This window comes from Rhodococcus sp. CH91 (assembly GCF_022554085.1).
In the GTDB taxonomy this organism is placed as follows: domain Bacteria; phylum Actinomycetota; class Actinomycetes; order Mycobacteriales; family Mycobacteriaceae; genus Rhodococcus.
In genome coordinates this window covers 573,820-589,551 of sequence record NZ_JAKFYR010000001.1, presented here as the reverse complement: position 1 = coordinate 589,551, position 15,732 = coordinate 573,820, and the positions used below count along the sequence as shown (strand labels likewise).

Annotated in this window: 16 protein-coding genes, 1 tRNA gene and 1 pseudogene; 10 read left to right on the top strand and 8 right to left on the bottom strand. The window is 67.4% G+C overall.

From position 1 onward, the window contains the following. The first annotated feature begins 1 nt into the window (after position 1). The 4 genes from MOM01_RS02790 (at position 2) to MOM01_RS02775 (ending at position 2,523) form a co-directional block, all read left to right on the top strand. The gene (locus MOM01_RS02790; RefSeq protein WP_241383851.1) at positions 2-475 is read left to right on the top strand and encodes a DUF309 domain-containing protein; all 474 of its coding nucleotides are present in this window, start codon (positions 2-4) and stop codon (positions 473-475) included. Beyond that, positions 475-1,095, top strand: coding sequence for an LON peptidase substrate-binding domain-containing protein (locus tag MOM01_RS02785; RefSeq protein ID WP_241383850.1), 621 nt, complete (start codon positions 475-477; stop codon positions 1,093-1,095). The genes MOM01_RS02790 and MOM01_RS02785 overlap by 1 nt, the downstream gene beginning before the upstream one ends. A 115-nt stretch (positions 1,096-1,210) precedes the next feature. Then, positions 1,211-1,693, top strand: a complete 483-nt coding sequence (locus MOM01_RS02780) for a nuclear transport factor 2 family protein (protein ID WP_241383849.1) — start codon at positions 1,211-1,213, stop codon at positions 1,691-1,693. Continuing rightward, positions 1,693-2,523 (top strand): SDR family NAD(P)-dependent oxidoreductase, encoded by an 831-nt coding sequence (locus MOM01_RS02775; protein ID WP_241383848.1) that lies wholly within the window; start codon positions 1,693-1,695, stop codon positions 2,521-2,523. The genes MOM01_RS02780 and MOM01_RS02775 overlap by 1 nt, the downstream gene beginning before the upstream one ends. Before the next feature lie 30 nt (positions 2,524-2,553). Here the strand turns inward: MOM01_RS02775 and MOM01_RS02770 are convergent, their stop codons facing one another. The 3 genes from MOM01_RS02770 to MOM01_RS02760 are packed head-to-tail and all read right to left on the bottom strand — an operon-like array spanning position 2,554 to position 5,434. Then, complete coding sequence (locus MOM01_RS02770; protein ID WP_241383847.1) at positions 2,554-3,174, bottom strand: LutC/YkgG family protein; 621 nt, start codon at positions 3,172-3,174, stop codon at positions 2,554-2,556. Then, on the bottom strand, positions 3,171-4,679 hold the full coding sequence (locus tag MOM01_RS02765) for a LutB/LldF family L-lactate oxidation iron-sulfur protein (RefSeq protein WP_241383846.1): 1,509 nt from the start codon (positions 4,677-4,679) through the stop codon (positions 3,171-3,173). Before MOM01_RS02765 ends, MOM01_RS02770 begins: the two co-directional genes overlap by 4 nt. After that, a complete protein-coding gene (locus tag MOM01_RS02760; protein ID WP_241383845.1) occupies positions 4,676-5,434 on the bottom strand; it encodes a (Fe-S)-binding protein in 759 nt (252 codons plus the stop codon). The genes MOM01_RS02765 and MOM01_RS02760 overlap by 4 nt, the downstream gene beginning before the upstream one ends. 99 nt (positions 5,435-5,533) lie before the next feature. Between MOM01_RS02760 and MOM01_RS02755 the strand changes: the two genes are divergently transcribed. Next, positions 5,534-5,610: transfer RNA gene (locus MOM01_RS02755), tRNA-Met, on the top strand. Between the two features lie 130 nt (positions 5,611-5,740). After that, positions 5,741-6,874: an AI-2E family transporter gene (locus MOM01_RS02750; protein WP_241383844.1), complete on the top strand. Its 1,134-nt coding sequence runs from the start codon at positions 5,741-5,743 to the stop codon at positions 6,872-6,874. A gap of 69 nt (positions 6,875-6,943) precedes the next feature. Here the strand turns inward: MOM01_RS02750 and MOM01_RS02745 are convergent, their stop codons facing one another. Both MOM01_RS02745 and MOM01_RS02740 read right to left on the bottom strand, forming a co-directional pair. Further along, the gene (locus MOM01_RS02745; protein WP_241383843.1) at positions 6,944-7,591 is read right to left on the bottom strand and encodes a CoA transferase subunit B; all 648 of its coding nucleotides are present in this window, start codon (positions 7,589-7,591) and stop codon (positions 6,944-6,946) included. Further along, complete coding sequence (locus MOM01_RS02740; protein WP_241383842.1) at positions 7,588-8,334, bottom strand: CoA transferase subunit A; 747 nt, start codon at positions 8,332-8,334, stop codon at positions 7,588-7,590. The genes MOM01_RS02745 and MOM01_RS02740 overlap by 4 nt, the downstream gene beginning before the upstream one ends. A gap of 104 nt (positions 8,335-8,438) precedes the next feature. Between MOM01_RS02740 and pcaD the strand changes: the two are divergent. From pcaD to MOM01_RS02720, 4 genes and pseudogenes are all read left to right on the top strand, one after another. Continuing rightward, positions 8,439-9,197, top strand: a pseudogene (gene pcaD / locus MOM01_RS02735) (3-oxoadipate enol-lactonase); the annotation flags it as partial. A 35-nt stretch (positions 9,198-9,232) separates the two neighbouring features. Next, complete coding sequence (locus MOM01_RS02730; RefSeq protein WP_241383841.1) at positions 9,233-10,021, top strand: IclR family transcriptional regulator domain-containing protein; 789 nt, start codon at positions 9,233-9,235, stop codon at positions 10,019-10,021. Positions 10,022-10,045: 24 nt separating this feature from the next. Then, on the top strand, positions 10,046-11,257 hold the full coding sequence (locus MOM01_RS02725; protein ID WP_241383840.1) for an acetyl-CoA C-acetyltransferase: 1,212 nt from the start codon (positions 10,046-10,048) through the stop codon (positions 11,255-11,257). A 66-nt stretch (positions 11,258-11,323) separates the two neighbouring features. Then, positions 11,324-11,758 carry a DoxX family protein gene (locus MOM01_RS02720; protein ID WP_241383839.1) on the top strand — a complete coding sequence of 145 codons (435 nt, stop codon included), beginning with the start codon at positions 11,324-11,326 and terminating at the stop codon, positions 11,756-11,758. 34 nt (positions 11,759-11,792) lie between these two features. Here the strand turns inward: MOM01_RS02720 and MOM01_RS02715 are convergent, their stop codons facing one another. The 3 genes from MOM01_RS02715 to MOM01_RS02705 all read right to left on the bottom strand — a co-directional run bounded on the left by MOM01_RS02715 (position 11,793) and on the right by MOM01_RS02705 (position 15,719). Further along, positions 11,793-12,827, bottom strand: a complete 1,035-nt coding sequence (locus tag MOM01_RS02715; protein ID WP_241383838.1) for an NADP-dependent oxidoreductase — start codon at positions 12,825-12,827, stop codon at positions 11,793-11,795. A 57-nt stretch (positions 12,828-12,884) separates the two neighbouring features. Then, complete coding sequence (locus tag MOM01_RS02710; protein WP_241383837.1) at positions 12,885-13,049, bottom strand: hypothetical protein; 165 nt, start codon at positions 13,047-13,049, stop codon at positions 12,885-12,887. A 171-nt stretch (positions 13,050-13,220) separates the two neighbouring features. Next, positions 13,221-15,719, bottom strand: a complete 2,499-nt coding sequence (locus MOM01_RS02705) for a glycosyl hydrolase 2 galactose-binding domain-containing protein (protein WP_241383836.1) — start codon at positions 15,717-15,719, stop codon at positions 13,221-13,223. Between the last annotated feature and the right edge of the window lie 13 nt (positions 15,720-15,732).

Genomic DNA, 15,732 nt, shown 5'->3' with positions numbered 1-15,732 from the left:
CATGACGGACCGGGACCGCACGCCCGACGGCAGGCCGCAGAATGCGCGTCCGCGCGACGCCCTGGGCCGCCCCCTGCCCCCGGGCGAGGACGGCGTCGAGCGCGTCCCCGACGATCTCGATCTCGACGTGGACGGGACCATCGCCGAAGGCCAGCGTCTCCTCGATCAGGACCGGCCGTTCCACGCGCACGAGGTCTTCGAAGCGATGTGGAAGAAGGCCCCGCCCGAGGAACGGCCCCTCTGGCAGGGCCTCGCGCAGCTCGCCGTCGGCCTGACCCATCTGCTCCGCGGCAACCCGGTCGGCGCGGCATCGCTGCTGAAGCAGGGGCAGGCACGGGTGCGGCACTACGAGGACGAGCCGCCCTACGGTCTGGACATCGACGGCCTCGCCGGTTGGGCCGACCATCTGCTGACCGAGATCGCTCGCGACGAACCCGTCCCCACTCCCCCGACTCCGCGCTTGAGGATGCCCTGATGCCGATCCTGCCCATGTTCCCGCTCGGCACTGCGCTGCTTCCCGGCTCCGACCTCCCGTTGCGCATCTTCGAGCCCCGATATCAGCAACTCGTCCAGGACTGCAGCGCCTCCCCCGATGGGCCGCGTTTCGGCGTCGTGCTCATCGCCCGCGGCCACGAGGTGGGCGGAGGTGAGGAGCGGCACGATGTCGGCACCGTCGCCCGGATCATGGTCGACACCGATCTCGGCGCGGGTCGGCGTTCACTGGAATGCCTTGCCGAAGAGCGTATTCGAGTTCTCAGGTGGCTCCCGGACGATCCCTACCCCCGCGCCGAGGTGGAGCCCTGGCCGGACACCGATTCCGGCCCGGTGGATTTCGCCGAGATCACCGGTCCCATGGGCAGGCTCTACGGCGTACTCGATCGCCTCACCGGTGGCCGGGCACCGCTTCCTCCCGCCACGACCGAACTGCCGGAGGATCCCGGGGCGCGCCTGTTCGCCCTGGCCCGCTACGTGCCTATGGGAGAAGCCGATCGCTACGCCGTCCTCGCCGCGCCCGGACCGGCCGAACGCATGGCCATTCTGCTCGAAGCGATCTCTACCGCAATCGATCTCGCAGAATGGAAGCTGAAAGACTGAACCGACCTGCACGAAGTCCGGTTCGCACCCGGTGAACGGGATCTCCTCTGCCCGGTCGGCGCGACCGCGGGTTAGGGTCCGGGCACACCGCTGTCCCCCGACCGGAAGGCGCCGAATGGATACCGTCGAAGAACGGCTGGCCCGGCTCGAAGCACTCGAAGAGATCAGGATGCTCAAGCACCGATACTTCCGGGCGTGCGATGCCAAGGACCCGAAGGCCATGCGCGGGTGTTTCGTCGCCGGGAACGCCGATATCCACTACGGACCGGCGCTCGGCAGCTTCGACGACGCCGATGCTCTCGTCGACATCTACTCGCGAATCGCACTCGAGCGTCTCGACGACCGATACGTCGTGCTCGACATGCATCACGGCATGCATCCGAGCATCACGATCACCGGTCCGGACACTGCCACCGGCGCCTGGACATTACGGTTCCGCCAGGTCGATCTGCGTGCCCGGACCGAACGGGTCACCGCCCTCGATTACGACGACGACTACGTGATCGAGAACGGCGAATGGAAGATCTCCCGGTGCCACGTGAACGTGCTGTGGTCGATCCAGCGGACATTGACCGACGACGTGGACGTGGTGCAGTGATGGCAGAAACGAAGGTTGCGCTCGTCACCGGGGCGAGTCGCAGCGTCGGCAAGGGCATCGCGTGCGCTCTCGGTTCCGATGGCTGGACGGTCTACGTCACCGCCCGCGGCCCCGTCGGAATCGACGGCCCACTCGACCGCACCGCCGCGGAAGTCACCGAACGCGGTGGGCACGGCATCGCAGTGCAGTGCGACCACCGCGACGATGCGCAGATACACGATCTGTTCCGCCGGATCGCCGACGAACAGGACTCCCGGATCGATCTGCTCGTCAACAACGTGTGGGCATCACCGCCGGGCTTCGCCGGGTTCTCCGAGCCGTTCTGGAAACGCCCGATCAGCGATTGGGACAGCCTGATCGGCGTCGGGCTGCGAGCCCACTACGTCGCGTCCGTCGAAGCCGCGCAGTTGATGGTGCCCCGCGGTAGCGGCATGATCGTCAACATCTCGTCCTTCGGTACCCGCGGATATCTCCACTCGGTGCTGTACGGGATGTCGAAGGCCGGCCTGGACAAGATGGCTGCCGACATGGCCGTGGAGCTACGCGGCACCGGGGTGACGGCTCTGTCGCTGTGGCCGGGCCTGGTGAAGAACGAGGCCATGATCTCCCGCGGCATCGACAACTTCGAGGGTTTCTCGCTGGCCAACGCCGAAACACCGGAGTTCATCGGCCGGGTGATCGTCGCTCTCGCCGCCGACACCGACGTGAACGCGCGCAGCGGCCACACCCTCATCACCGCCGAGACCGCGCTCGACTACGGCGTCGTGGATGTCGAGGGGAACCAACCGGATTCACATCGCGCGGTCTTCGGCGGTGGGCCCTTGTTCTGACCTCCGGCACACCCTGTATCCCGGACACCGTCACACGATCACAACGTCCAGGGTCCGAGGACCGTGCACACCCTCCACGCGTTCGAGTTCGATGTCGCTCGTGGCGGACGGGCCGCTGATCAACGTCGTCGGCCGTTCCGGCGCCAGCCGGGCCAATGCTTCCGGCACGCCCACCTCGACGTCGTCGAGCGACACGACGCACACGTGCAGGTCGGGAACGAGTGTCAGCGCCCGCCTGCCCTGATCGGGACTGCCGTCGAGGAAGATCGTCCCGGTCTCGGCGCAGGCCACAGCAGAGGCGGTGACCACACCGTCGAGGGATTCGAGGTCCGGTGCCGGGACATCGAGCGCGTCGACGACGGTCTCGCCGTCGAACAGCGACATCCACGACGGATCGAGACCTGCAGGAACTCCGACGCGACGGGCCCCGCGCTGCAGGAGAACTCGCGCGATCGTGGTCGGCAACCGGCCGGGCGTACTGCGGTGGACGTTCGCCTTGTAGTCGAGCAATCGATCGGCGAACAGTTCGAAGCGATCGTCCTCGGACATGGTGCGTCCGGTCCGGTAGCGGCGGGGCACATCCACCCGCGCGGGCGGCGACAACGCGAGTGCGTCACGGATGCGTCCGAGCACGATCTCCCTCGAAGTCATTCTCGCTCTCCGTCTTCCCTCGCCCGCTCGAGTGCGACGCGGCGTTCGTCCGAGTCCCACCACTGCCGGAACGTGCGCTTCGGCGGTGCGGGGATGTCGCGCGAGTGGGTCCACCCGCTCATCGGGCCCGGCAACGCACTGATGTGCCCCTTCTTTCCTGCGACGAGCCGTGCCACTGCGGCGGCCTTCTGTGCCGTCGTCCATCGCGCCGCCGACGACATCGCCACCGATGCAGCCTTCATCGCTGCGGCCTCGAGGCCGGGCCCGGCGTGCTCGACCTTCTGGTGTCGCAATTCGACGAGCAGCGAGGGGATGTCGATCCGTACCGGGCACGCATCGAAGCACGCGCCGCACAGACTCGACGCGAACGGCAGTGTCGCGTTGGGGTCGTGCGGGTGGCCCATTCCCGCCAGCTGTGGTGTCAGGACCGCTCCGATCGGGCCGGGATAGGTCGATCCGTAGGCGTGCCCACCGGTGCGCTCGTAGACGGGGCACACGTTCAGGCACGCCGAACAACGAATGCATCGCAGGGCTTCCCGACCCACTCCGTCCGCGAGGGTGGCGGTACGGCCGTTGTCGAGCAGGATCAGGTGGAAATTCTGCGGACCGTCCCCCGGGGTCACTCCGGTCCACATCGAGGTGTACGGATTCATGCGCTCGCCGGTGGACGACCGCGGCAGCAACTGCAGGAACACTTCGAGATCGCGGTAGGTGGGCAGCAGTTTCTCGATCCCCATGACGGTGATGAGGGTCTGCGGCAGTGTCAGGCACATCCGTCCGTTGCCCTCCGACTCGACCACCGCGAGCGTGCCGGTCTCGGCGATACCGAAATTGGCGCCCGACACCGCGACCGGCACGGTCATGAACTTGTGCCGCAGGTATTTTCGTGAGGCTTCGGCGAGATGCTCCGGCACGTCGTCGAGATCGGGGTTCACGCCGCTCATCTCGCTGAGGAAGATGTCCCGGATCTCGGACCGGTTGCGGTGGATGGCCGGTACGAGGATGTGCGAGGGGGTGTCGTGCCCGAGTTGGACGATGAGTTCGGCGAGGTCGGTTTCGTGTGCGGTGATGCCCTGTGATTCGAGATATTCGTTGAGGCCGATCTCCTGGGTGGCCATGGACTTGACCTTGATGACCTCGCCGGAACCGGTTTCACGCACCAGCCGCGCCACGATGCCGTTGGCCTCGTTCGCGTCGGCAGCCCAGTGCACCACGCCACCGCGGGCGGTCACGGCGGTCTCGAATTGCTCGAGCAGCTCCGGGAGACGTGCGAGCACGTCGTCCTTGATCGCCGCGCCCGCCACCCGCAGCTCCTCCCAATCGGGCACCTCGGCGGTGACCCGCAACCGCTTGGCCCGGATGGTGTGCGTGGCCTTGCCGATGTTGCGACGCAGTTGAGCGTTGTCGAGTTCGTGACTCGCCGCTTCGGGGAAGGTTTCGGTTCCGCGCAGATTCCCCGAGCCACGCGGCGGCAGCGACGGCATCCCGAGTGCGGTGGCGGTCATCTCGTCACCGCCCGGGCCGGCTCGCGAACGGACGCGAGGATCTGGGCCAGGTGGATGGTGCGTGTGCCCATCCGCAGCCGGGACATGCCCCCTCCGATGTGCATCAGACACGACGAGTCGCCTGCCGTGCAGTACTCGGCGTCCGTCTCGGCGACATTGCGGATCTTGTCGCCGAGCATCGCAGTGGACGTCTCGGCGTTCTTCAACGCGAACGTCCCGCCGAAGCCGCAGCACGACTCGGCGTCGGGCAGTGCGACGAGGTCGAGATCGCGAACGGCGCGCAGCAACCGCAGCGGCTTGTCGCCGACGCGGATCATCCGCAGCGAATGACAGGTCGGGTGGTAGGTGACTCGATGGGGGAACCAGGCGCCCACGTCGACGACACCGAGTACGTCGACGAGCAACTCCGACAACTCGTAGGTCTTGCCGGAGACGAGGTCGACGCGTTCGCGCAGTGCCGGTCGTCCGTAGCGCGATGCGACGATCTCGTGCTGATGCCGGATGGAGCCGACGCACGATCCCGAGGGTGCGACGACCGCGTCGATCGACGAGTCACCGAACTCGCCGGCGAAATTCTCGACGAGAGGCAGCGCATCGCGCTGGTAACCGGTGTTGACGTGCATCTGGCCGCAGCAGGTCTGGCCCGGCGGGAACACGACGTCGTGCCCGAGCCTGGCGAGGAGGACGGCCGTGGCCTGGACCGCCTCGGGGAACAGAGTGTCGCCGAGGCAGGTCGCGAACAGCGCGATTCGCATGAATTCTCCGCATCGTCTGTGGTGGTAACCACACTAGTGCCGCCCCAGCGACAGCTTGGTAAAAGTGCCCGCGGGAGTGGTGTATGGTTGGACATGCAACGCGGGGTGGAGCAGCTCGGTAGCTCGCTGGGCTCATAACCCAGAGGTCGCAGGTTCGAATCCTGTCCCCGCTACCACCGACCGGCCCGGACTCGTACGAGTCCGGGCCGGTCTTTTTCGTACCCACCCTCTCGACATCGGTACCGCTCCCCGGGCAGAACTGAGCGAGTAGATTTCGCGACAGGGCCGTTCCGAGTGGAGGGTGCGATGGTCAAACGCGCAATCGTCGTCGATCGTCCACGAGCTCCGCGCTGGCTACGGCCCACGATCATCGGCGTGCTGCTGGCGGTCGCCTTCTATCAGATGTCCGGCTGGCTCTTTCACAATCTGAAGGGCTTTCTCGGACTGTTGTTCCTGGCATGGCTGTTCAGCATCACCATCGAACCCATCGTCGATCGACTCGAACGGTTCGGCATGCGCCGCGGCGCCGGCACGGGGCTCGTGATGTTCTCCCTGTTCGTGCTCACGATCGGATTCTTCGCACTGTTCGGCACTCTGCTCGCCGAACAGATCGGGCAGTTGCTCACCAGCCTTCCGGATGCGCTCACGCGCGTGACCGACTGGGCGAATCGAACATTCGATACGAACTTCAAGTCCGGTGACGAACTGATCAAGATTACTCCGGATACGCTGCGCGATCTCGCACAGCGCTTCACACCCGGTGTGCTCGGTGTCCTCAGTACTCTCGTCGGTGCGATCTTCCAGATCCTGACGATGCTGCTGTTCGTGTTCTACATGTCTGCGGAGGGGCCGCAGATGCGGCGCACGATCGCGAGCTGGTTTCCGGCCCGGCAGCAACAGCTGATCGCGAGCGTGTGGGAGACCTCGGTGGACAAGGCCGGCGGTTACGTCGTCTCCCGGCTCATCCTGGCCGCAGCGAGCTCGATCTTCACCGGCATATTCCTGCTCGTCATCGGCGTTCCGTACTGGTTACCACTTGCGATCTGGACGGGCGTTGTCTCCCAGTTCATCCCGACCCTGGGCACATATCTCGCCATCGGCCTGCCCGCGCTCATCGCCGCAGTGCAGCATCCGCTCGACGGGGTGTGGGTGATCGCCTTCGGAACGGTCTACCAGCAGATCGAGAACTACGTGCTGCATCCGCGCATCACGGCGCGCACGGTGGCGATCCATCCTGCGGTGGCGTTCGGTTCCGTGATCGTCGGCGCGACGCTGTTCGGACCGGTGGGGGCACTCGTGTCGGTACCGGTCGTCGCGATCCTCCAAGCACTCGTCGAATCGTTCGGGCACCGCTACGAGCTGATCCCGGAGGTCGGCGGAGAACCGCTGCCGGACGACGAGGGCCGCCCGCTGACGGCCGACAACGACAGCTACGACTGACTCGCCGAAGCGGAACGGGGTTGTGCGAGAGGCCGGAAGACCTCGAGCACAACCCCGCTCCGATGGCGTTCAGACGATGAGTTTCGCTGCCGTCGCGGCGACGACCTCCTCGGTGCTCACACCGGGGGCCGTCTCGACGAGCTTCAGCCCCTCATCGGTGACGTCGATGACCGCGAGGTCGGTGATGATGCGGTGCACACACCGCTTACCGGTCAGCGGCAGGACGCACTGCTCGAGGATCTTCGGCTCACCCCTCTTGGTGACGTGGTCCATCATCACGATGACGCGCTCGGCGCCGTGGACGAGGTCCATCGCGCCGCCCATGCCCTTGACCATGGCACCGGGCACCATCCAGTTGGCGATGTCGCCGTCGGCGGAGACCTGCATCGCGCCGAGCACGGCGACGTCGATCCGGCCGCCGCGGATCATGCCGAACGACTCCGCCGAGTCGAAGAAGGATGCGCCGGGAATGGCGGTGATCGTCTCCTTGCCGGCGTTGATGAGCTCGGGGTCGAGTTCGTCCTCGGTCGGATACGGTCCGACACCGAGCACGCCGTTCTCCGAGTGGAGGATGACCTCGACGCCGGGCTCGAGATAGTTCGGCACGAGGGTGGGCATGCCGATGCCGAGGTTGACGTACTGCCCGTCCTCGAGTTCCCGCGCGACGCGTGCTGCCATCTCCTCGCGGGTCAGTCCCTTTTTCGCCACCTGGGTCATGAGCGCACCGTCCGGTTCTCGATGCCGACCTCGACGGGGCCGACGTGTACGACACGTTGCACGTGGATGCCGGGCGTGTGGATTTCGTTCGGGTCGAGTTCGCCGGGCTCGACGAGGTGCTCGACCTGCGCGATCGTGATGCGCCCCGAGGCGGCGGCCGGCGGGTTGAAGTTGCGGGCGCTGGCCCGGTAGACGAGGTTGCCGTGGCGGTCGCCCTTCCAGGCGTGCACGAGCGCGTAGTCGGCGGCGATGCCGCGTTCGAGCACGTAGGTCTTCCCGTCGAATTCGCGGGTCTCCTTGGGTTTCGACGCGAGCGCGATGCCGCCCTTGCCGTCGTAGCGCAGCGGGAGTCCGCCTTCCTCGACTGCCGTGCCCACACCGGCGGGCGTGAAGAACGCGGGGATGCCTGCTCCACCTGCGCGAAGACGCTCGGCGAGCGTGCCCTGCGGGGTCAGTTCGACTTCGAGTTCACCTGCGAGGTACTGCCGTGCGAATTCCTTGTTGGAACCGACGTACGACGAGATGGTCCGGCGGATGCGCCCCTGTTCGAGGAGCAGCCCGAGCCCGAATCCATCGGTTCCGCAGTTGTTGCTCACGGTCTCGAGGTCGGTGGCGCCCTGTTCGAGCAAGGCGTCGATGAGGATCTCGGGGATGCCGACGAGCCCGAACCCTCCGACGGCGATCGTGGCGCCGTCGGGGATGTCGGCTACTGCCTCGGCGGCGGAGGCGACGACTTTGTCCATGCTCGCCACGATACCCTCATGTGCGTATTATGAACTAGTGTCCGCGATGCGAACACGGCGCAGACGCTGGAGCCACACAGACCCCGACGTACAGGAGCCACACGATGACCGTCGCACTCGGTTACGAACAGCACGGAGACCCGGCAGCACCGACCGTCCTGTTCCTCGGGTCGCTCGGCTCGGATCGGTCGATGTGGACGCCGCAGATCCGTGCCCTGTCTCCGGACCTGCACGTCCTCGCAGTCGATCACCGCGGCCACGGCGGGTCACCGGCTCCGGCCGGCCCCTACACCGTCGCCGAACTCGCCGGAGACGTCGTTGCCCTCCTCGACACACTCGGGCTCGCCGAGGTGCACTTCGTCGGCCTGTCGCTCGGCGGCGCCGTGGGCCAGTGGCTCGCCGCCCATCACCCGGAACGCATCAGCACACTGACGCTGCTGTGCACGTCGGCGGCCTTCCGGCCCGCACAGGCCTGGTACAACCGCGCCACCTCCGTCCGCGACGACGGCCTCGCCTCGATCGCCGACTCGATCGTCTCCCGCTGGTTCTCCCCCCGACTGGCCGAGGACGCCCCGGAGCTCGTCGCCCGTCACGTCGAGATGGTGAAGAGCACGACCGACGAGGGTTACGCCGCGTGCTGCGAGGCACTCGCGACCTGGGACGGCCGGCCCGACCTGGGACGGATCGTCGCACCCACACTCGTCGTCGCAGGCGAACAGGACCCCGCCACTCCGCCGTCGGCGATGCGGGAACTGGCCGACGGCATCACCGATTCGGCCTTCCAGGTCGTCTCCCCCGGCGCTCATCTGGCCAGCGTGGAACAGGCCGCACGGATCACTGCCCTCATCCGCGAACACATCGCGCAGGCACCGGCCCACACCGAGGAAGGCAGCGGATCGTGACCACTCCCGACAACACCGCGTCACCGGATTACGTCCAGTCGCTGGCTCGTGGACTGTCCGTCATCACGGCATTCGGTGCACACGCGCCGAAACAGTCCCTCTCGGACGTCGCCCGAACGACGGGACTGACCCGCGCCACCGCACGCCGATTCCTGTTGACCCTGGTCGAACTCGGTTACGTCCGTACGGACGGCTCCCAGTTCTGGCTCACCCCGAAAGTTCTCGAACTCGGCTACAGCTATCTGTCCGCACTGACCCTGCCGGAGGTCGCCCGGCCGCATCTCGAAGCACTCGCCCGGAAGGTTCAGGAATCGACATCGGTGTCCGTGCTCGACGGTGACGACGTCGTCTACGTCGCGCGTGTGCCCGTCCGTCGCATCATGACCGTCACCATCACCCTCGGCACCCGTTTTCCTGCCTACGCGACCTCCATGGGCCGGGTCCTGCTCGCGGGGTTGCCCGACGACGAATTCGAGGCCTATCTCGCCCGGGCCGATCTCGCACCCATCACCGGGAACACCGTCACCACCGCCGAGGCGCTGCGCGCCGAGATCGCCGCGGTGCGCAGCGATGGCTACTGCGTGGTCGACGAAGAGCTCGAAGAGGGTCTGCGCTCGCTCGCAGCACCTATCCGCGATTCGTCGGGAACCTTTGTGGCGTCCGTGAACCTGTCCACCCACGCCGCCCGGTACCGGCCGGAGACGGTGCACGAGGAACTGGTCCCCGCCCTGCTCGCCACCGCGGACGCCATCTCCGCGGATCTCACCCGCACCCAGACCCACTAGTACAACCATCGATCGAGGACAATGATGACCGACGTAGTGATCTGCGAGCCCCTGCGCACCCCGGTGGGCCGTTTCGGCGGTGTACTGAAGAACGTCGCCCCGGAAAACCTCGCCGCCACCGTCATTCGCGAACTCGTCGCCCGAACCGGTATCGCACCGGCGGACATCGACGACGTGTTTCTCGGCCAGGCCTCCCCCAACGGCGAGGCGCCCGCGCTCGGTCGCGTCGCAGCCCTCAACGCCGGTCTCGGCGTGGACGTTCCGGGTCTGCAGGTGGACCGCCGCTGCGGTTCGGGTCTGCAGGCGGTACTGCAGGCCGTGATGCAGGTGCAGACCGGTGGCAGCGACCTGATCCTCGCCGGCGGCGCCGAGTCGATGAGCCAGGCCGAGTTCTACGCGACCGGAATGCGCTGGGGTGTCAAGGGCGAGGCGGTCGCGCTGTCCGACCGGCTCGCACGTGCCCGCGTCACCGCGGGCGGCCGCGACTTCCCCGTGCCCGGCGGCATGATCGAGACCGCCGAGAACCTGCGCGCCGAATTCTCCATCAGCCGTGAGGACCAGGACGCCCTCGCCGTGCAGTCGCACCACCGGGCGGTCGCCGCCCAGAAGGACGGTGTGTTCGCGCAGGAGATCGTGCCAGTCGCGGTGCCGCGGCGTAAGGGTGATCCGCTCGTGGTCGACACCGACGAGCACCCCCGTGCCGACACCTCGATGGAGACCCTCGCAAAGCTGCGGCCCATCCGCGGCAAGATCGACCCCGAGTCCACCGTCACCGCGGGCAACGCGAGCGGACAGAACGACGGTGCTGCCATCGCGATCGTCACCACCGCCGAGAAGGCCGCCGCCCTGGGCCTGCGCCCGCTCGCTCGGCTCGCGAGCTGGGCGGTGGCCGGTGTCCCGCCCCGCACCATGGGCATCGGACCGGTTCCCGCGACCGAGAAGGCGCTCGGCCGAATCGGATTGACGATCGCGGACATGGACGTCATCGAACTGAACGAGGCGTTCGCCGCACAGACGCTCGCGGTCACGCGCTCGTGGGGTATCGAGGCCGACGATCCGCGCCTGAATCCCAACGGATCCGGTATCTCCCTCGGACACCCGGTGGGAGCGACCGGTGGGCGCATCCTCGCCACCCTGCTCCGCGAACTGGACCGTCGTGAGGGACGCTACGGCCTCGAGACGATGTGCATCGGGGGCGGACAGGGACTCGCCGCGGTCTTCGAACGCGTCGTCTGAGACCGGCCCGGTGCTCGCGGCGCGATCCGCCGTCGCGAGCACCGTCCTGTCCGTACGCTCGTGATCATGAACGAGGTACAGATCACCCCACCCACCGAAGCTCCTGCTCCGCCGACGACGCGAGCCCGCACCTTCGCGCGTTATCTGCTGGCCGCCTCGCTGATCTTCGCCGGTCTCGCCCACCTGTTCTGGGCGCGCAAGGACTTCCAGGCCCAGGTCCCCGATTGGGTACCGATGGACAAGGACGGCGTGGTGATGGCCTCGGGCGGTGTCGAGATCATGCTCGGTGCCGGACTGGCCGTCGCGAATCGCGACCGCGTGCGTGTCGGACGCCTCGCCGCACTGTTCTTCGCCGCAGTCTTCCCCGGCAACATCGCGCAGTATCTGGGCAAGCGCAGCGCATTCGGCCTCGATACCGACCGTAAGCGCCTGATCCGCTTGTTCTTCCAGCCGGTGCTCATCCTGTGGGCGCTGTGGTCGACGGGCATTCCCCGGCGCTGACACGTCCCGCGCCGGAGCAGCGGACCGGTGTCCGTTACTCCGGCGCGACCCGCACGAGCATCTTGCCGAAGTTCTTCCCTTCGAGCATTCCGATGAACGCCTCCGGCGCGTTCTCGAGCCCGTCGACGATGTCCTCGCGGTACTTGATCCGGCCGTCGCGCACCCATGCCGAGACCTCGCGCAGGAAGTCTCCGTACATCTCCTTCACGAATTCGGTCTGGATGAATCCCCGGATCGTGAGGCTCTTCGTGAGAATCGAACCGAACAGCCCCGGAAGCCGGTCCTTGCGGTCGAGATCGACGCCGTTGTACTGAGCCACGAGTCCGCACACCGGAATGCGTGCGTAGGTGTTGAGCAGCGGCCACACCGCTTCCTGCACGGCACCACCGACATTCTCGAAGTACACGTCGATGCCATCCGGCACCGCCTCGGCCAGGGCGTCGGCGAACTGCGGGTCGCGGTGGTCGAGCGCCACGTCGAAGCCGAACTCGTCGAGCAGGGCACGGCACTTCTCCGGCCCGCCGGCGATGCCGACCGCGCGAGCGCCCCTCACCTTCGCGATCTGCCCGACCGCCGAACCCACCGGTCCGGTCGCAGCGGCGACAACGACGGTCTCGCCTTCCTTCGGCTTCCCGATCTTCAACAGACCCGAATAGGCTGTGAAGCCGGGCATTCCGAGAACACCCAGGGCGGTGGAGAGTGGCGCGGCCTGCGGATCGAGTGCGCGCACCACGGAGCCGTCGACCACGGCGTGCGACTGCCAACCGGCACCCGCGAGGACGTAGTCGCCCGGTTCGAGGCCCTGACAGCGGGACTCGACCACCTGGCCGACCGTTCCACCGACCATCACGTCCCCGAGTTCGACGTGTGCAGCGTAGGACTTCGCGGTGCTCATCCGGCCGCGCATGTACGGATCGAGGGAGAGATAGACGACGCGCAGGAGGATCTGTCCGTCGCCGACCTCGGGGAGCGCCGCCGTCTCGACACGGAAGTTGTCGGCGGTGGGCGCGCCCTCCGGCCGCGACGCGAGAACGATGCGGGTGCTCTGACTCGTCGTGGACTCACTCATGCCGACAGTGTGCCGCAGGCAGCCCCGCGGCAAACATCACCGCACGTTCGTTGCAGGTCAGGCGCTGCGCTTCACCTCACCACGGGGCACCTGATAGTTGGAGAACAGCTGGGAGTGGATCACCTCGGTGAAGGACGGACCCTCCGGTTCGATGCGGGCAGGCCGGCGAACGGACTGAGCGGTACGCACGGCACTCAACTGCGACGTGGAGCGGATCGCCATGTCGATCTCCTCTCGGAAGACGGGAGAGGCGGCCACCGGCACGTGCAGACGGTGCGTGCGGGCGAGTGACCCCTCGGGAGATACGTATACCCCGTCGATGCCCGATATGCACCTGTTCGTTTCGACGCGTCGCGCGACGAAGCGCCGGGCGTCGCGGTTTCCGGACGCCGGCTAACCGCCGTCGGTGCCGGCGCCGGTGCTGCTGCCGGATGCCGCGGCGAGATGGATCGGAGCACTCGTCGCCGAGTTCAGCGCGCTCACCCGACCCCTCGGCACCGGCATGGAATCGGACGGCCTCACGGCGACGGTGCGCGAGCCCCCGGGAGGCAGATGAAACCACGAATCCTGCAGGTCGGCGCCGTCGATGTCGAGCTGCACGTACTGCGCCGCCGCATCGGTTTCCACGTGCACGCGCCACTCGCGCCCGACCGGCCGAGCGGTGGCTCTCAACCCGATCGCGCGTTCGACGGCCCGCGCCGGACCACCCACGAGGTGCACCGACTCCGAGATCGTGGCGCCTCTGGAATCCAGCAACCGGGCGGTCGCGGTCTCGAAGGTGCGCGGGCCGAAACGATACGCAAAGTTGACGTCGGTGAAACCGCCCGTCACCGTCGCCCACGAGAACACCGCCCGCTCGTGCGGACCGAGGTGCAACGGAAGCGAGACATCGACCGGCAGGGCACCCGACGGCGTGTGTGCCTGCAGTTGCAGGGTGACGTCGAGGACGTCGGCGGTGTCGTTGATCGCGTCGATGCGCAGGCCGTCGAGACCGTCCTCGGTGAGGAGGACCGTGACGGGGGCGAAGATGCGGGCCAGCACCCACCACGGCGCCTTCGGGTTCCCGTCCGCGTCGAGCACACCCCACCCGGCACCCGGTTGCAGGTCGTGCGCGGAGAGGATCAGGGCTCCCGCGCATCCCGATCCGGAACGTCGCCAGTACTGCAACACCTCCGTGAAGGCCTCGCAGACCGCGGCACGCCCGAGGGCCAGACAGCGCGCCGGGTCGGCCCAGCGCACCTCGGAGGGATCGACACCGAATATCGTGCGCACATAGTGATCTCGCACGTCCTCGAAATCCCAGGACGCCCCGTTGTCGCGGGGCACAGCCGCCTTCCATCGCGGATGGTGACCGGCCACATTCACGCTGCCGAAGGCGACCTCGATCGCAGTATCGGAGGGCGGAGTCGCAAATGCCAGGCATTCGGTGGCGAACCGGACCCCGGCGGCCCGCACATCCCCGAGCGGGCGCCGGTAGCCCCCGACACCGAAATAGTGCGCCACACCCGTGCCCAGACCCATCGGAAGCGCATCACCGCCGGGAGCGGCGGACGGCGAGGACGACACCCACACCACCCCCGGCAACTCACGGCTGACGATCACGGGCAGCCACGACTCGAGGGCTTCGATGGATGTCTCGCGCGAGCCGAGCATGGCCGGCTGCTGTTCGGTTTCGCTTCCCCCGCACATCACGACCACAGCGGGGTTGCCCCCCAGCCGTCGTGCCAACGACCGGAGTTCGTCCTCGAGCAGCGTGCGGAAGTGCGGGTCGTCCGGGGGGTCGGTGGTCGCGAGCATGACGTCCTGCCACACAGTGATTCCCAGTTCTGCGCAGAGGGAATAGAATTCGTCATCCTCGTAGACCATCGTGCCGGGGATGCGGATCATGTCGACACCGGCGGTCACACAGCGTTCGAGTGTCCGGCGGGTGCCGGCCCTGTCGTTCAGCGCGATCGGATCGGTCGGTGTCCACACCAGCCCTCGGGAGAAGACCTCGACGTCGTTGATCCGCAATCCGAAACCGTCGCCGGGCAGCTTCCCCACCGTCCGGAAACCGATACTCCCCAGAGCCACCCGATGTCCGTCCAGAACGAGATGCGCCGCATACAGATGCGGAACTCCGTAGGTGTGCGGCCACCATCGACGGACCTCGGAGATCGTCGCCTGCATCCGAAGTCGCGCCGTTCCGTCGGGCTCGTATTCGGGCCGCGCTCGTGTCGTCGCCCCATCGATCTCCAGGACGGCCTCGGAGACCTGCAACCCCGCCAGCACGACCTCGACGGTGGCGATACCCTCCGATCCTTGCATGCTCATCCGTATCGACCGTTCGAGCACGACGGGTTCGCCGGAGTCGACGAGCCGCACCGGTCGCCACGGACCCACCGGCGCCGGCACTGCACCGAAGACCGGGGCGCGCCCGAGCACCGTGGTCCGGAACCATCTCAGGCCCTGAGCGGAGATCAGCGACGAACGCCACCGTCCGCGCGGACGACGTTGCCGTAGCGCGGAATCCAGCGAGGCACACCGGATCGCGATCCGCGCCGTAGGCGGCAGGCTATCGAGGACGACGGTCGACGGCACGAACATCGACTCGGACGAAGCCACGTGGACACCGTTCACCCACACGTGCGCGAGTGTCGCGAGTCCGTCGAAGGTCAGGCGCCACGGCCCGCAACCGGACACGTCGACGTCGGTGACGAACCACCAATCGCCGCCGTCGGGTGAGGACGCCCGCGCGGCGGCCGCACCCTCCGCGTCGCGGATCGCACCGGCTGCCGTGCCGGGTATCCGTACCGGCAGCCAGTGCTCGTCACCGGGAAGGCCGTCGGGATGATCGACCGAGGCGGGATCGACGCGGACACAACGCCAGCGGGCATCGTCGAGCAGATTCATGTGCCTCGGTCCC

What these genes read in the sequence shown, in the direction of transcription:
- MOM01_RS02720 (WP_241383839.1), top strand. Translation starts at nt 11,324, where the DNA reads ATGAACGAGGTACAGATCACCCCACCCACCGAAGCTCCTGCTCCGCCG.
- MOM01_RS02780 (WP_241383849.1), top strand. Translation starts at nt 1,211, where the DNA reads ATGGATACCGTCGAAGAACGGCTGGCCCGGCTCGAAGCACTCGAAGAG.
- MOM01_RS02705 (WP_241383836.1), bottom strand. Translation starts at nt 15,719, where the DNA reads ATGAATCTGCTCGACGATGCCCGCTGGCGTTGTGTCCGCGTCGATCCC.
- MOM01_RS02750 (WP_241383844.1), top strand. Translation starts at nt 5,741, where the DNA reads ATGGTCAAACGCGCAATCGTCGTCGATCGTCCACGAGCTCCGCGCTGG.
- MOM01_RS02710 (WP_241383837.1), bottom strand. Translation starts at nt 13,049, where the DNA reads ATGGCGATCCGCTCCACGTCGCAGTTGAGTGCCGTGCGTACCGCTCAG.
- MOM01_RS02790 (WP_241383851.1), top strand. Translation starts at nt 2, where the DNA reads ATGACGGACCGGGACCGCACGCCCGACGGCAGGCCGCAGAATGCGCGT.
- MOM01_RS02760 (WP_241383845.1), bottom strand. Translation starts at nt 5,434, where the DNA reads ATGCGAATCGCGCTGTTCGCGACCTGCCTCGGCGACACTCTGTTCCCC.
- MOM01_RS02715 (WP_241383838.1), bottom strand. Translation starts at nt 12,827, where the DNA reads ATGAGTGAGTCCACGACGAGTCAGAGCACCCGCATCGTTCTCGCGTCG.
- MOM01_RS02770 (WP_241383847.1), bottom strand. Translation starts at nt 3,174, where the DNA reads ATGACTTCGAGGGAGATCGTGCTCGGACGCATCCGTGACGCACTCGCG.
- MOM01_RS02765 (WP_241383846.1), bottom strand. Translation starts at nt 4,679, where the DNA reads ATGACCGCCACCGCACTCGGGATGCCGTCGCTGCCGCCGCGTGGCTCG.
- MOM01_RS02740 (WP_241383842.1), bottom strand. Translation starts at nt 8,334, where the DNA reads ATGGACAAAGTCGTCGCCTCCGCCGCCGAGGCAGTAGCCGACATCCCC.
- MOM01_RS02725 (WP_241383840.1), top strand. Translation starts at nt 10,046, where the DNA reads ATGACCGACGTAGTGATCTGCGAGCCCCTGCGCACCCCGGTGGGCCGT.
- MOM01_RS02775 (WP_241383848.1), top strand. Translation starts at nt 1,693, where the DNA reads ATGGCAGAAACGAAGGTTGCGCTCGTCACCGGGGCGAGTCGCAGCGTC.
- MOM01_RS02785 (WP_241383850.1), top strand. Translation starts at nt 475, where the DNA reads ATGCCGATCCTGCCCATGTTCCCGCTCGGCACTGCGCTGCTTCCCGGC.
- MOM01_RS02745 (WP_241383843.1), bottom strand. Translation starts at nt 7,591, where the DNA reads ATGACCCAGGTGGCGAAAAAGGGACTGACCCGCGAGGAGATGGCAGCA.